Here is a 14780-nt window from a genome sequence, read left to right as displayed (position 1 = left end):
CCCCGATAATTTTCAAAATCGCCCCGACAAAATCTGGCGCAACATTCTTCTCCGCTCACATCAAGCCTGATAAATCGCCCGCAATGCCTTTTTGTCCGGCTTACCCACCGGCGTTTGCGGAATCGCATCAATAAACTCCACCGACTTGGGCGCCTGGTACGCGCCCTTGCGATCGGCCACCATCGCTACCAGCTCTTCGGCGGCGACTGACTGCCCAGCCCGCAGCACCACCAGGGCCTTTACCGCCTCACCCCACTTCTCGTGCGGTACGCCGATAACCGCTACCTGTGATACCGCCGGGTGTTCGGCGAGGATGTCTTCGATTGCGCGCGGGTAGATATTGAAACCACCGCTGACGATCATGTCCTTGGTGCGGTCGATAATGCGCAGGAAGCCGCCCGGATCGCGCACGGCGACATCGCCACTGTGGAGCCAGCCACCGGAGAAGGTTTCGGCGGTGAGTTCGGGGTTGTTGCGGTAGCCATTCATCACCAGTGGGCCACGCACGCAGATTTCACCGGGCTCGCCATCGGCTACCGGCTGGTTGTCCGAATCCAGCATTTCCACATGCAACCAGGGACTGGGACGGCCGCAGCTGGCCAGTCGCTGCAGGTCGTTAATGTCGTGTTCGCTTTTGCGCAGCACACAGACCGACATGGGAGCTTCCGCCTGACCGTAGAACTGCATAAAGACGGGGCCGATGCGTTCGATGGCTTCTTTCAGGCGCGGTGGTGATATGGCCGACGCGCCGTAGAACACGGTTTCCAGGCTGGAGAGATCGAACTCATCAAAGCGCGGGTGATCCAGCAATGCGTAGATCATGGTGGGCACCAGCATCATGCAGTTGATGCGCTGGTCCTGTATGGTCTGCATTACGGTGACCGGGTCGAAGCCCGGTAATACCAGCATGGTGCCGCCTTTCATCAACACCGGAATAAACATCGCCGCCCCTGCGTGACTGAGAGGCGTACAGGAGAGAAAACGCGGCGGGTTGGGCCACTCCCACTCCGACAGCATCAGTTGAATGGTCACCAGGCCGGTGCGCTGCACACTGGCCAGCGCCTTGGGCTTGCCGGTGGTGCCGCCGGAGTAGCCGAGGCGCACCACATCGTCGGGCTCGACCCGCGGTGCCACCAGTTTCTGCGGGGCGTAGCTGGCAGCCAGTGTGGTGAGGTTGGTGGCCAGGGGGTGATCACCGAATGAGATCAGTTTGAGCCGGGGCAGCTGCGCTGCCAGTTTGGCGACATGATCGCCGTAGCGTTCGGCATCAAAGATCAGGACATCCAGCTCGCCATCGGTCAGGGTAAAGAGGTGATCGTCAAAGCTGCCCATGGGGTGCATGGGCGAGTAGACCGACGCCAGCACCTGTACCGCATTGGCAACGTGCAGCACTTCGGGACGATTGGGCGATAACAACCCGATACGACTGCCCTTGCCCAGCCCCATACCCTGTAACGCCTGGGCAAACTGGCTGGCGGCATCGCGTACATCACCGACGGTTAGCAGGCTGGCACCCGCAGTAGCGGCGCTGCCCTGCAGCTGTATCAGGGGGCGGGTCTCGTCCTGGTTGAGGGCGTTGACCAGAATTTCCGGTACGTACAGGGGGCGATGCAGGTCGCTCATCATTCGGATTCCTTTCAGCTATTTTTTGTTATTCGTGTCCAGCTTATGCATTCCCGCCTTCGCGGGAATGACATTGTGATTCCCGCCCACCCCGGAGTGCCCTCTCTTGCAGCGGTGCTGCAATTCACCTTGTTCGCGGGAACGACAACGGTGTTAGCTCTGCTGTAATTCACCTTGCACGCAGTATCACGCCAGCGCGGAAAGCTCAGCTGTTTTCAGCCGCCTCCTGCTGCAGCTTGGAGCGCACGTTCATCAGTACCGCACCGTAGCGGTTATCGCCACGCCGGTCACGGCCACAGCCCCAGAAGTAGTCGTACTGGCTGTTCTCCACCAGTCGCTGGTCACCGCTCTGCAGCAACTGTTCCGCAATTGCCGGATAGGTACGGCACTTGATGTAGACGCCGCGGGTCATGATCACTTCACGCACCTGTTTCCAGTCGCTGCGTTTGCGCTTCAGCCAGCTTTCGCCCAGCTTGTGAGCCTGCTCCGGGGTTGCCGCGTTGCGGATCTTCTCCCGATAAGCGAGGTTGTTGCTGAACTTGCTGGCCTGGAAATAGTGCTCCACCGTCGGCCAGTGCTCCCCTTCCAGCTCGATACCATGATCTGAATAGGTGCCCAGCAACTCCTCTTTATCGGTGCGGGAGAGGTAGAGGCTATTGGTGTCTTCTTCGGCAAAAATACTCATTGGGGTCCAGGCGTTACTCAATAGAATGTTGGTTACTTACAGCGGCCGGCTGATAGCCAGCCGTCAGAATTCAATCACGATTTTGCCAAACTGACGCCCGCTGGCCAGGTGCTGCAGCGCCTGTGGCAACTCTTCAAAACCGTAGCGACTGTCGATGACAGGCTGGATTCGCTGGTAAGCGATGGCGCGGTTCATGGCTTCGAAGTCGTCACGGCTACCGACCCTGACCGGGGTGATATCGACGCTGGCCGAGAAGATGGAAGAGAGTTTATCCGGCCAGCCACCCAACAGGCCTACCAGTGCCATACGACCACCCATGGCAGTGGCACCCAGGGTACGGTCGATGGTGGCCGCGCCACCCAGGTCCACCGAGAGATCCACGCCCTGCCCGCCGGTCAGCTCCCGTACCCGGTTCTGCCATTCGGGCTCTTCGCGATAGTTGATGCACTCGTCTGCACCCAGCGATTTCAATCGTTCACAGCGTTCATCCGACGACGAAATCATAATCACCCTGGCACCAAACGCCTTGGCGAATTGCAGGCCCAGGGTCGAGACACCGCCGGCGCCCTGCAACAGCACACTCATGCCCGGCTGCAGTGGTCGGGCCGCACAGAGTGCGTGCCAGGCAGTGACGCCGGCACAGGGCAGGCAGGCGCCCTCGGCAAAGCTGAGGTTGGATGGCAAGGTAACCACCTCACTGTGGTGCACCACCATCTCCTCCTGCATTACCCCTTGCAGGGGACAGCAGCGGGTGTTCAGGTGCGCCGCATCCGCACGCCAGTCGCCGCCGATCCAGCCGGCATTAAAGGTAAGTGCCACCCGCTCCCCCACCTTTACATGACTCACATCCGGGGCCACCTCGGTGATCTCGCCGGCACCATCGGAGAGGGCAGCCAAACCACCCTCCGGCGCCCGCAATTTGCCTGACAGGGCCAGCAGGTCACGGTAGTTGAGCGAGGCGGCACGCATGGCCACACGAACTTCCCCACTGGCCAATGGACCGGGAGCAGCCACCTGTTCCAGCTGCAGGGAATCAATACCCGTGAGGGTGTGGGTGCGGAAAACTTTCATTGTTCTCGGTTCCATCTATTCCGTGTTATTCCGTGGGCATGTTCCCGTTGGTAGGCGCACCAGGGTTCAGGATCATACCATCCGGCAGGCCGCGGCAGAGCGGCCGGGATCACGCCTTGCTGTGAGTGCGAATAGCGTCTTCCATCACCTGCTGCATCACCCGCGAGAAATCAGCCATGGTTTGCAGCCGCCGGTTCACCACCTCGCTCTCGGCCGCGCTCTGGTGTGAGCTCAGCAATTGAGCAAATCGACCCAGCATCAGCGCCTGGTCCGCCACCGTAGCCGCGTTATCACTGGCAGCCACATAGAGTACCCGCTTGCTGCCTTTGACCGGCACCCGCTTGATCAGCTTGGCCTGCTCCAGCTGGCGGGCAGTGACGCTGGCTGTGCTTTTGCTGATTTCCAGCGCCTCACAGATGGCATCGAGGCTGACGGGCTCCGGCTGCAGGATCAGCAGGGCATAGAGTCGTGCGACCCCGCCCTGCATGCCCCAGGGCAGCAGCAGGGTAGCCAGCTCTTCGATGAAGTGCTGCTGGGCCGGGTTAAGTTTTATCTTTGCTATATTCGACATATGCCGAATATGATAAAAATGACTGCCCGGGTCAACTGAAATTCAGCCGTAAAGATCGCCGCCGGTGCCGGTTGAGGCACTATGCTGATTGCAGGCCACGAGCCCGACGATAACCCGTCCGCCCCCTCGCGGGACGAACACCATAACAATAACGCTCCGGGACAGGTAATCCCCGGACAGGAGTTGCCTAATGATTGGAAACGACCCACTGGACCTGCAGGGACAGGTTGCCTTTGTCACCGGTGCCGGCCAGGGTGCCGGTCGCGCCATCGCCCTGCAACTGGCCCACCACAACGCCGGTGGTATTGCCGTCAATGATTACGTGCTGGAGCGCGCCGAAGCGGTCGCTGCGGAAATCCGTGAACTGGGTGTGGCCGCCTGTGCCGTGCAGGCCGACGTGGGCGATCTGGTATCGGTGCGCGCGGCCGCCGTCAAAGCCACCGCCGAGCTGGGCCCCATCACCCTGCTGGTGAACAACGCCGGGAACGCCGGCCCCAATACCGAGATGCGCCACTCGCCACTGTTCTGGGAAACCGACCCCTCCGATTGGGATCGCTACTTCCACACCAACCTCACCGGGGTGATGAACTGCTGCCACGCCCTGCTGCCTGGCATGGTGGAGCAGAAGCGTGGCCGGGTGGTCACCATCGTTTCCGACGCCGGCCGTGTTGGTGAGCCAAGGCTAGCCGTTTATGGCGCCGCCAAGGCAGCTGCCACCGGCTTTATGCGCTCCCTGGCCAAGGAGGCCGGGCGCTACAACATCACCTGCAACTGCATCTCGCTGTCGACCCTGGAGCCGCCCATTCCGGAGCCACAGAAGAGCGAGTTCCTGGCCAGTGACCAGGCCAAGGCCCACGTCTCCCGCTATGTGATCCGCCGTTTCGGCAAGCCGGATGATGTCGCCGGTATGACCCTGTTTCTCTGCTCCGAAGCCGCCAGCTGGATCACCGGTCAGACCTACCCGGTGAACGGTGGTTACGACTTCGCCGTGTAAGCCACACCGCAGTAACCAGCACCACCTCAGACCGGCGCAGGGATGCACCGGCTGCTATGCTGGTAACCAATAGCACCGCCGAACAAGGATTGTTCCCCATGTCTGCCACCGCCACTCACCTGTTGCTGCTGATTATCGTGGCCAACTCCATGCCGGTGCTGATGACACGCTGGCTGGGAGCCCGTTACAGCTGGCCGGTGGACGCTCACCGCTGCTGGCGGGATCAACGCCGCCTGCTGGGCCCCAGCAAAACCTGGCGCGGCCTTGCCAGTGCCCTGCTGGTGACCTCGCTGTCCGCCCCGCTGCTGGGGCACCACTGGTGGCTGGGCACATTGACCGCTGCCCTGGCCATGCTGGGCGATCTCTTTTCCAGCTTCTGCAAGCGCCGCCTCGGGCGCGCTTCCAGCGCCAGGGCAACCGGCCTGGACCAGTTGCCCGAAGCCCTGCTGCCGGCGCTGCTGCTGAAACCCCTGCTGGCACTGGAGTGGCTGGAGGTACTGCTGATACCGCTGCTGTTTATGCTGCTGGAGATGGTGTTTTCGGTGCTACTCTTCCGGTTGGGGATTCGCAAACAGCCCTATTGATGTACCCGGGTAACCCGTACATTGGTCGCGGAGCTTTTTACATGCAAAGCATCCTGCTCACACCCCCGAACCTGGTCAGCCTGCTGCGCCTGCTGATGGCTCCCCTGCTGCTGTGGCTGGCACTGCAACAACACGCCCAGCTCTATCTGCTTACGGTTGTGGTTACCATTTTCACCGATGTACTGGATGGGTTTCTCGCCCGCAGCCTCAATCAGATCACGGTTCTCGGTTCACAGCTGGACAGCTGGGGCGACTTCCTGATTTACACCACCCTGGCCCTGTGCACCTGGCTACTGTGGCCGGAGCTGGTGCAGGATTATTGGGCCGCGTGGCTGGTTATTGTCGGCAGTTTTACCCTGCCAACCCTGGTCGGCCTGGTTAAATTCGGCAGCATCACCAGCTATCACACCTGGCTGGTCAAAATTGCCGTCGCCTGCACCATCCTCAGTTACCTGCTGCTGTGTGCGGGGCTGCTGCAATGGCCCATCTGGCTGGCAGCCGGGCTCTGCCTGCTGGCGGCCACAGAAGAGATCGCCATCACCCTGACCTTGCGACACAAACGCGCTGACATCCGCAGCATCCTGCAACTGCGACAGACAAGAGACCCGTAACAGACAGAACACGCCGACGACCGCCATGGAAAGATCCCGCCCTATCGCCATTGCCACTTTGCTGTTTGGTGGCGCCAGTCTGCTGCTCGGCGGATGCAGCAGCCCGGCGCCACCACAATCTACCCACACGGCGACCGCACCGCGCTACTGTACGCGCTATCTGGTCTATGACATGTGCATGCTGGACCTGAACGGTGACGGCCGCGCAGACCTGATGTATTTCAGTAACACCAACAAAGTGTTTATGTACGACCACGACTGGCAGGAGCGGATATCGGCAGACTTCGACTTGCACCCCTGCGCACAAATCCTGGACGACGAAACCAAGGCGGCCAGCAGTCCGCTGTTAACCGTGCCACCAGGTGGTTCAGCGATAGGTGAAATGAGTGCGAAAAAGGAGTTGTTCTACGATTACCTGCGCTATTACCCGAAGATCCGCGCTTGTACCAAACAGCCTGCGGAGGAACAGCCCTTCGGCGATCCCGACATGGATGATTTCAGCCAGGTGCCATATCCGCCATAACTGCCGTAATCAAAGTTTCATGCAATCATCAACAAGTGTTCATCCGGCCAGTCCAGACTGGCGTCATGAAAAATCCCTGTCGTTGCGCCGTTACCCTGATGCTGCTGTGTGGCCCTGTCTCACTGCTGGGTGGCTGTGCCAGCAACCATGACAAGCAAAGCGCGACCGACCCGGCATCGCTCTATTGCGCCCATTACCTGATCTACGACATGTGTGTGCAGGACCTGGATAAAGACGGCGGCACCGATCTTATGTACTTCCAGGACACCGGCGAAGTGTTTATGTACGACCAGAGTTGGCAACAGGCGGTATATAGCGACTTCGAGCTGCATCCCTGCGTACAAGTGATGGACGACGATATGAAACAGGCCAGCAGTCGCCTGCTGACGCTCCCACGGCAACATTCGTTTATGAAGAAAATGGCCATCCAGCAGTCGCTGCTTGAGCACTACTCCCGCTACTCTTCCCGGGTAAGGGCCTGCAAGGAAGCGCTGGCGGCAACAGCACCGGCAGAAGCACCTTTTGGTGATGGCGATCTCAACAATTTCTGACACTGAATAAAAAACGGGGCCCCTATGAGCCCCGTCCCGATGTCACCGCAGCGGTGTATCAGTAGCTGTAACTGACACTGACGCCGTAGGTACGCGGCGCCGACGGCACCGCCACATCCGCCAGGGCGCTGCCCAGCTTCTGCACGTAATAGGTTTCATCCGTCAGGTTACGACCCCAGGCCTCCAGCGCCCAGTGCTCACCAACCTGATACAGCAGTGAGGCATTGATGGTATCAAACGCCGGCTGGTCCAGGCGGTTATCAGGCTCGAAGTAGTAGCCGTCGTTGTAGCTGTAGAGCAGGGTCATATCCACTTGGCCGGAATCCAGAGGAATCGTGTAGCTCACCCCCAGATTACCGGCCAGCTCCGGCGCCAGCGGCGTGTCATTGCCTTTGGCACTCGTCAGCACCGTGGAGGCACCGCCAATGTTGGATGGATTGGGGATGGTGTGCGGGGCAAACGGGAAGTCTGTAAATTCGGACTTGAGCCAGGTTACCGAGCCAAACAGGCGCAGGTTATCGGTCGGCAGCGCTTCGAACTCCACTTCCAGACCATCCACTTCCACCTCGGCGGCGTTCAACAGAACCGGGTCCGCCCCCACGCCGGTGGCCGCTCGCACCTGATAGTCGTCGATCTCGTAGTGGAAGGCCGCGAGGTTGAGGCGCAGGGTCTCATCCAGCCAGGTCGATTTCATACCCACTTCAAACGCATCGATGGTTTGTGGTGCGACCGGTGGATCCACATAGGCGGTCATGGAATAGGTGCCGGATTTGAAACCACGGTTATAGGACGCGTAAAGATTGATGCTGTCGGTCAGGTCATGGTGCAACGCCAAACGATAGGTGGGCTCTTCATCCACCACCGAATCAGTGAGGCTGCTCACCGGCATAGTTGGCAAAGCGTAGATGTAGGTCTCGGCTTCAATCTTGCGCTTGTCCATGGTGTAACGCAAGCCGGCCGTCAGCTGGGTTGCCTCGCTCAGGTGGAAGGTCATTTCACCGAAAGCCGCTGTCGACCAGGTTGTCAGGGTTGAGTAGACCTCGGTGCCGCCGCCCACCGCGCCCAGGGCTATGCCGTAGGACTCCTGGGGATTCAGCTCATTTTCGGTACGCAACAGGAACAGGCCTGTCTGCCAGCTGATAAAGTCTGCATCGTTGGACGCCAGTCGCAATTCCTGCTGCCAGGACTCTGTGGTAGAGTCGATATCGATGTGGTACACCGGCGCCGCACCGGTGTCCGGATCCAGAGCACTGAGGTTTTCATTATCACGATGGGCAGTGATACTGGTCAGCGTAGCCCAGCCCAGGTCAAATTCACCGGTAATGTTGACGCCCCAGGTACGCTGGGTGTTCTCCTGCAGGTCAGACGTATTGGTGTCATAGGGATCATCCGGTGGCAGGAAAGCACCGGAGCCTGGTGCCAGTCCCACCGATTCCGGCGCCAACCGGAACGAGGTGGTGAAATCATCGGATTGCTTGGTGTACTCCAGCGAGGTACTGATTTTCGCGGTATCACTGGGTGTCCACACCAGCTTGGAGCGCACACCCCAATCCCAGCCCTTCATCACATCCTTGCCGTTGTACTCGTTCTCGCCCCAGCCCTCACTCTGATTGGTGGAGGTGATGGCAAGATCGGCGCTGAGGGTATCGGTCAGCGGGGCTGCCACGTAGGCCTGCGCGGTACTGGTCTCGTAGTTGGCAACACCCAACTTGATATCGGCGACAAATTCGTCGCCAGGCTCCTTGGTAATCACGTTTACCAGACCGCCTGACGAGTTACGACCAAACAGAGTGCCCTGCGGTCCCTTCAGAACCTCGATACGCTCGATGTTGTTGAACTTGAGAATGGACTGTTTCAGGTCCGGCAGGAACACACCGTCCACGTACATGGCGTTGGCACCCTCTTCACCAGTACCGCCACTGGTATTACCCACACCACGCACAAAGAACATGCCCGAGGGGCCGGAGCGTACCAATTGCACACTGGGCACCATCTCGGAAATCGCAGCAGTGCCATCCACTCCGGCGCGGGACAGCACATCATCGGAGATCGCTACCACCGAAATCGGTACATCACTCAGGTTTTCTTCTCGCCGCTGGGCGGTTACTACCACCTCTTCCAGGGTACGGGCGCCTTTCTGTGCGGGGGCTTCCTGGGCCTGTACGGCAGTGCTGGCTATCGCCACTGCCAGAGTTGCCAGCGCAAAGGTACCAGACACCCTGCGAGCAGGGCGTTGTGTGTTTAGGTCCATCAGAATCTCCTGACTCTATTATCGTTATCTTAAAAAGTCTGATTTGGGTCGGGCACGACCATAGCTGCCACGGTCAGTAGCTGGCAGTTGATCACCTGAAATCCGGGAACATATTTATGGTTGTTGGAGTCCCGCAGGCGCCCCGATAAAAGCACGGCGATTGAAATGGGGCAATGAGGCTGCCGCTGCAGAGTCAACAGGCTACCGCTACAGGCAAAAAAGAAGTGGGGTTATAAACACTTGTTGTCAGCGAGCGTACCCAACCAATCAACAGCGTCTAAAACGCTAACAAAAGTTAACGGATGCTGCGAAAAACACCGGAATAAAAAATCCGGTGACACAGACGTTGCAGCACCGGTCAAACCAGATATTGACGAAAATGTTCCAGCGTCCGCTGCAGCGCCAGTGCGGAAGAAGGCGGATGAAAATCGGCACGGCCGGTGCAGTTAAACCCATGCCCGGCGTCGTACCAGTAGAATTCCACCTGCGGGTTGTCAGCGGCAACGGCGGAAACTTTCTCCTCCGGTGTGCTGACGTCCTGCCTGCCCCAGTGAGTGATGGTGGGACAGCGCGGGTGCTGATCGGCAAACGCAGTAATGGCCGTGCCGTAGTAACAGCTGGCGGCATCAATGCCATCGACTCTGGCTGCCGCCAGCCAGCTGATGGCACCACCGTAGCAGTAGCCCACTACGCCAATCTTCTTTACACCACGGGCCTGCAGCCAGGCCACACAAGCACGCAGATCGATGATTGGATTTTCAAAACCGTTGGCCTTCATGGATTGGACCGCGCGAGGGATATCGCTGTATGGAAACTCCAGCTGTTTGGCCTCCCGATCATAAAGAGAAGGGGCTACGACAGCGTAACCTTGCGCGGCATAACCGTCAGCAACAGCACGGATATGGTCGTTGAGCCCAAAGGCCTCCATGACACAAATAACAGCGGCATCAGCACCCTGCACATCGCCGCTCACATAGACATCAAACTCAAAGCCGTCGCTGGCGGTGATGGTGGTCATCTTGCCGATTACTGTCATGGTCAACTCCGGATCAGGCCCTGCGCACTATATGTCAGGCCGCAGTCAGGGTATGGCGGCGCGCCCACAGCACCCAGAAGCCAATGGCCAGCAACAGGTGATGAGTGTAGCCCGGCAGTTCGTTGATGGCGGGCGAGGTCAGCGCCAGTGACAGGATGATAAAGCTGTGAAAGCTAGCCAGACCGATCAGGCCGACATTGAGCGCCGGTTCCTGCTCACGGCAACGCCAGACCCAGATGGCCGGCACCACGGTGGCCAACGCGCACATGCCCTGCACGATCAGTCCGCGCCACAGCATTTCCGGCCCATCCGGCATCAGCGTCTGCGGTGAGACCACCAGCACCCCACCCATGAGGGTTTCCAGAGCGATGTGCAACCCCAGCACAATCAACAACAGTTTTTTCATCGAGCAATTTCCCCCGGTTATTTTTTATTTGTCAGCCAGCGGCACTACCCGGAAGTTGTCACCCTCCCGGATGTGGTTCAGCAGCTCGGGCTTGTCACCCTGCCAGCGAATCTCCAGAAGGTGATCAATTTTTCCGGCGCCCTCCTGCAACCAGATGCCGCCACAGGTGGCCATGGTAATGTAATCACGGCCGAAGCGCTGCTCCTGCTGAAAATAGTGTTCATGACCGGCAATCACCGTGTAGTTGCGCTGTTGCAGTGACGTTTCCAGCTCCAGGAAACGGGGGTGCTCATACTGCCAGGCGGGCTTGTGCATAATGACGAAGGTCCAGCGGGCATCGGCATTCTCTTCCAGAACCTGCTGTGCCCAGGCCAGCTGCTCCGCGCTGATGGCCACGCTGCCCGGCAGTTTGACCGGCTCAGAGGTATTCTTCCGCGACTTCAGCAGTGCCGCCTGCGTCGCCTCCGGATTGGCTTTCATGGCCGCCATCAAGCGCGCCTGGCCGGCGATCATCTCCGGCGACAGCGCCACCGGTGGGTCTTCCGTATCCAGCAGCAACCACAGTACATCGCCATAACGGACGCTGGTATAGGTGCGACCGTAACGCTCTACCCACATCTGCTTCTGCAATGTATTGGAGATGTCATGATTACCGGGTACCGGTTCGAAATCCACCTCATAGGCAGACATTACCTTGTCAAATTCGGCCCACTCTGCGGCAATGACTGCAGGATCTTCGCTGTAGCCTTCGATCAGGTCGCCCACTGACAACCAGGCCTTTGCCGGTATAGTGGCGGCGTACTGCATCATTTCGGCATAGACACCGGGACGCTCGCCGCCGGTACGATCACCGATCACAACAAATGTGTCGCTCTCCACCGGCTCCGAGTTAGTGGTGGCACAACCGACAAGCCACACGACTGCCAGCATAACAACTACAAAATTCAGTTGAGCTCTGAACATGGTGATTCCTCGTTATTATAGTTTTTGGCCTAACGCAAAGTGTGCAGAAAGTCCCCTACAGCCTCTGCGCAGGCCTGTGGCTGCTCCAGATGCAGCATATGCCCTGCATCGGCAAAGTTGCGCCGCTGCAAATTGGGCACCGCAGCTTCGAGCACATCGGCAATCAACTGAAAGTCCGGCAGGTCAAGGGCGCCGGAGAGCAGCAGGGTTGGCGCCTGTAAGGTGTGCAGTCTTTCGATATCCGGCAAGCTGTATTGCTGCGGATCCTGCACCCACTGGCGCCCGGCAAAGCGTTGCACCGCAGCGTAAAACGACTGCGCTGCGGTGCTGTTGCGTGTGGATTCAAACAGGGGGTGTTGCCACCAGAGTTGTCGCGCCCGATCCAGGTCACCGCTACGGGCTGCTTCGGACATGGGACGCCACAGCTGCCGCCACGCCTCCGACCATTCCCAGGCCACCATGCCAGGACTGATCAATACCAGGCCACTGACACGATCGGGATGGTTCAGTGCCGCATGCAGCACGGTGGCACCACCCATGGAGCTGCCCAACAGGCAGCAACGCTCAATCTCAAAGGCATCCAGCAGGGACAACAGGTCGTCGGCGTGACTGAAAGGGTGTTGCGGGTGGCGGGCGCGCGACAAACCAAAGTCGCGCATATCGTAACGCAGGGTGGAGAGGGAATCCGGCAGCAGCGGCAGCAATGCGTCCCAGGTATGCAGGTCACCACCGAAGCCATGCAGCAACACCAGCTGCGGGTTCTCACCCCGCTGCCGGCAGTGCCACTCGACTTCGTTCAGCGTCAGGCGCTGTTCAACTTCCTGCATGGCGAAGGGGCATCAGCCGCGCCAGCCCCGCAGGCGGTTACCGCCGTCACAGCTGAGAATATCGCAGTTGATAAAGCGGCCCTCTTCCGACGCCAGGAACAGTGCCAGGTTGGCAATATCGGTAGCGGTACCGTCCAGGTCGATCAGCTGCATACCTTTGATGCGGGCGTGAGTCTCCGGTGGCAGCGCCGCCTTATTGGCAGGGGTTTCCATCAGACCCGGGGCGATGGCGTTACAGCGAATACCATCCGCAGAGTAGATATTGGCCATACCGTAAGTGATGGAATTCAACGCCGCCTTGGTCACACCATAGACAGTGGCCGGGGCGTAGGAAGCCATGGAGGACTGGTTGATAATCAGGCCTTTGGCCGCCGCCAGCGACGGGCGCAGGGCTTCCGCCATGAGCATGGGCGCCACGGTATTGACCGCCAGGAAGTGCAGCCAGCGATCCTTGCTCACATCGTTGATCATCTTGTTGATCTCGCCGTAGGCGATACCGGCGTTGTTGTAGAGCACATCGATTTTGGGGTGGCTGGCGCACACCTCTTCGCCAAACGCTTTCACCGCCGCTTCGTCAGCAATGTCGAAGGCGTATACAGAGCACTGGGCACCGGCGGCACGCACCAGCTCGGCAGACTCCTGCAGGCCAGCTTCATTGATATCGGTCAGAATCAGGTCGGCGCCTTCGCGGGCAAACAATACCGCGCAAGTTTGTCCCAATCCTGCTCCACCACCGGTGATCACTGCCACCTTACCTTGCAGACGTTTGCTCATACATTCACCTCATTGTTATCGTTTGTCGGTTTTCTCGCATCTCTCTATACCAGGTAGCCATACCAGGCAGCCCATACCGGGCAGCAGGCAGCGGCCCTCAGGCGTGCTATGGTTATGCTCTGAAAACCATCAGGTCGCAGAGTCTGGCATAGCCAATTGTGCAAATACCAGCCTGCTAACACTTCTCTACATACAATGGCCTGCTGTCGATACCAACAATAATCAACAGCCTCGTCCGACTGGAGCCGCCTATGACTCAAGCCACCCCCGCAGCGGGTAAACGCACTCTCGGCACGCACAGTGTCTGCCCCATTGGCCTGGGCTGCATGTCCCTGTCATTGGCCTACGGCGGCCAGCTCCCGGATGAGCAGGGCGTTGAGATCCTGCACCGCGCCCTGGACCTGGGCTACGATCACCTGGACACGGCGCGTCTCTACGGTATGGGCCATAACGAGACCCTGCTGGGCAAAACCCTGCGGGGCTTGCGGGACCGGTTCTTCCTCGCCTCCAAGACCGGCATCTACGTGGAAGGCAACAAACGCTGGATTGATTGCAGCCCGAAAGCCACCCGCGCCGCCTGTGAAGAGTCCCTGCGCCTGCTGCAGACCGACTACATCGACCTCTACTACCTGCACCGCCACGACGACAGTATTCCCATTGAGGAAGCTATAGAAGGTATGGCCCAGCTGGTGCAGGAAGGCAAGATCGGGGGTATCGGTCTGTCAGAAGTGTCTGCCCCTACCCTGCGCCGGGCAGCAGCGGTACACCCCATAACCGCAGTGCAGAATGAGTACTCCCTCTGGACCCGCAACCCGGAAATTGCCGTGCTGGACGCTTGCCGTGAGCTGGGCACCACCTTCGTCGCTTTCTCGCCACTGGGGCGCGGCGTGCTGGCCAACAGTGTGCAGAGTCCGGAGCAGATCAGCGACACCGATTTCCGCAAGACCATGCCCCGCTTTCTGCCAGAGAACTGGGGCCACAACTACGGCCTGATCTGCCAGTTCAATGGTATTGCCGCCGAACAGGGGGTGAGCCCGGCACAGCTGGCGCTGGCCTGGGTACTGTCACGGGGTGAGCATGTGGTGGCCATTCCCGGCACCGGCAACATGAAACACCTGGAAGAGAATATGGCCCGTCACGACTGGCAACCCGACGCGGATGTCCTGCAGCGGCTGGATCAACTAATCAACCAGCAGACCATCCATGGCCATCGTTACAGTGAAGCCATGCGGGCCAATATCGACAGTGAGGATTTTAGCTGAGGCGCGAAGTAAGCCCGCACATACATTGGCAACAAGCCCAGGTGAAAG

General features: G+C 59.3%; 16 protein-coding genes. 6 read left to right on the top strand and 10 right to left on the bottom strand.

The annotated features are described in order from the left end of the window. Nucleotides 1–60: 60 nt before the first annotated feature. From GSF27_RS12490 to GSF27_RS12475, 4 genes are all read right to left on the bottom strand, one after another. The gene (locus GSF27_RS12490; RefSeq protein WP_160969545.1) at nucleotides 61–1626 is read right to left on the bottom strand and encodes an AMP-binding protein; all 1566 of its coding nucleotides are present in this window, start codon (nucleotides 1624–1626) and stop codon (nucleotides 61–63) included. 202 nt (nucleotides 1627–1828) lie between these two features. After that, nucleotides 1829–2308, bottom strand: coding sequence for an NADAR family protein (locus tag GSF27_RS12485; RefSeq protein ID WP_160969543.1), 480 nt, complete (start codon nucleotides 2306–2308; stop codon nucleotides 1829–1831). Between the two features lie 63 nt (nucleotides 2309–2371). Beyond that, nucleotides 2372–3379, bottom strand: a complete 1008-nt coding sequence (locus tag GSF27_RS12480; RefSeq protein ID WP_160969541.1) for an NAD(P)-dependent alcohol dehydrogenase — start codon at nucleotides 3377–3379, stop codon at nucleotides 2372–2374. Nucleotides 3380–3488: 109 nt separating this feature from the next. Continuing rightward, entirely contained in the window at nucleotides 3489–3950 is a 462-nt protein-coding gene (locus GSF27_RS12475; protein ID WP_160969539.1) for a GbsR/MarR family transcriptional regulator, read from the bottom strand. Nucleotides 3951–4140: 190 nt separating this feature from the next. Here GSF27_RS12475 and GSF27_RS12470 point away from each other — a divergent pair, with 190 nt between their 5' ends. The 5 genes from GSF27_RS12470 (at nucleotide 4141) to GSF27_RS12450 (ending at nucleotide 7213) form a co-directional block, all read left to right on the top strand. Continuing rightward, nucleotides 4141–4944, top strand: a complete 804-nt coding sequence (locus GSF27_RS12470; RefSeq protein ID WP_160969537.1) for an SDR family NAD(P)-dependent oxidoreductase — start codon at nucleotides 4141–4143, stop codon at nucleotides 4942–4944. A 56-nt stretch (nucleotides 4945–5000) separates the two neighbouring features. Further along, nucleotides 5001–5528, top strand: a complete 528-nt coding sequence (locus tag GSF27_RS12465) for a CDP-archaeol synthase (protein WP_202410434.1) — start codon at nucleotides 5001–5003, stop codon at nucleotides 5526–5528. 41 nt (nucleotides 5529–5569) lie between these two features. Beyond that, nucleotides 5570–6139 carry a CDP-alcohol phosphatidyltransferase family protein gene (locus GSF27_RS12460; protein WP_160969535.1) on the top strand — a complete coding sequence of 190 codons (570 nt, stop codon included), beginning with the start codon at nucleotides 5570–5572 and terminating at the stop codon, nucleotides 6137–6139. 25 nt (nucleotides 6140–6164) lie between these two features. Beyond that, nucleotides 6165–6662, top strand: coding sequence for a hypothetical protein (locus GSF27_RS12455; protein WP_160969533.1), 498 nt, complete (start codon nucleotides 6165–6167; stop codon nucleotides 6660–6662). A gap of 65 nt (nucleotides 6663–6727) precedes the next feature. Then, nucleotides 6728–7213 (top strand): hypothetical protein, encoded by a 486-nt coding sequence (locus tag GSF27_RS12450; protein ID WP_160969531.1) that lies wholly within the window; start codon nucleotides 6728–6730, stop codon nucleotides 7211–7213. Between the two features lie 58 nt (nucleotides 7214–7271). On the opposite strand, the gene GSF27_RS12445 is transcribed toward GSF27_RS12450, so the two are convergent. The 6 genes from GSF27_RS12445 to GSF27_RS12420 form a co-directional block, all read right to left on the bottom strand. Further along, nucleotides 7272–9464 (bottom strand): TonB-dependent receptor, encoded by a 2193-nt coding sequence (locus GSF27_RS12445; protein WP_160969529.1) that lies wholly within the window; start codon nucleotides 9462–9464, stop codon nucleotides 7272–7274. A gap of 358 nt (nucleotides 9465–9822) precedes the next feature. Further along, nucleotides 9823–10500: a dienelactone hydrolase family protein gene (locus GSF27_RS12440; RefSeq protein ID WP_160969526.1), complete on the bottom strand. Its 678-nt coding sequence runs from the start codon at nucleotides 10498–10500 to the stop codon at nucleotides 9823–9825. Between the two features lie 34 nt (nucleotides 10501–10534). Further along, nucleotides 10535–10906 (bottom strand): hypothetical protein, encoded by a 372-nt coding sequence (locus GSF27_RS12435; RefSeq protein ID WP_160969524.1) that lies wholly within the window; start codon nucleotides 10904–10906, stop codon nucleotides 10535–10537. A gap of 24 nt (nucleotides 10907–10930) precedes the next feature. Beyond that, a complete protein-coding gene (locus GSF27_RS12430) occupies nucleotides 10931–11869 on the bottom strand; it encodes a metallophosphoesterase (protein WP_160969522.1) in 939 nt (312 codons plus the stop codon). 29 nt (nucleotides 11870–11898) lie between these two features. Continuing rightward, a complete protein-coding gene (locus GSF27_RS12425; RefSeq protein WP_160969520.1) occupies nucleotides 11899–12696 on the bottom strand; it encodes an alpha/beta fold hydrolase in 798 nt (265 codons plus the stop codon). A gap of 12 nt (nucleotides 12697–12708) precedes the next feature. Further along, nucleotides 12709–13470, bottom strand: a complete 762-nt coding sequence (locus GSF27_RS12420) for an SDR family NAD(P)-dependent oxidoreductase (RefSeq protein WP_160969518.1) — start codon at nucleotides 13468–13470, stop codon at nucleotides 12709–12711. A 251-nt stretch (nucleotides 13471–13721) separates the two neighbouring features. On the opposite strand from GSF27_RS12420, the gene GSF27_RS12415 reads away from it, so the two are divergent. Continuing rightward, nucleotides 13722–14732, top strand: a complete 1011-nt coding sequence (locus GSF27_RS12415; protein ID WP_160969516.1) for an aldo/keto reductase — start codon at nucleotides 13722–13724, stop codon at nucleotides 14730–14732. Nucleotides 14733–14780: the final 48 nt, after the last annotated feature.

The sequence above is a fragment of the Pseudomaricurvus sp. HS19 genome (assembly GCF_009857815.1).
Taxonomy (GTDB): domain Bacteria; phylum Pseudomonadota; class Gammaproteobacteria; order Pseudomonadales; family Cellvibrionaceae; genus Pseudomaricurvus.
This window is presented reverse-complemented; position numbering and strand designations above follow the sequence as displayed.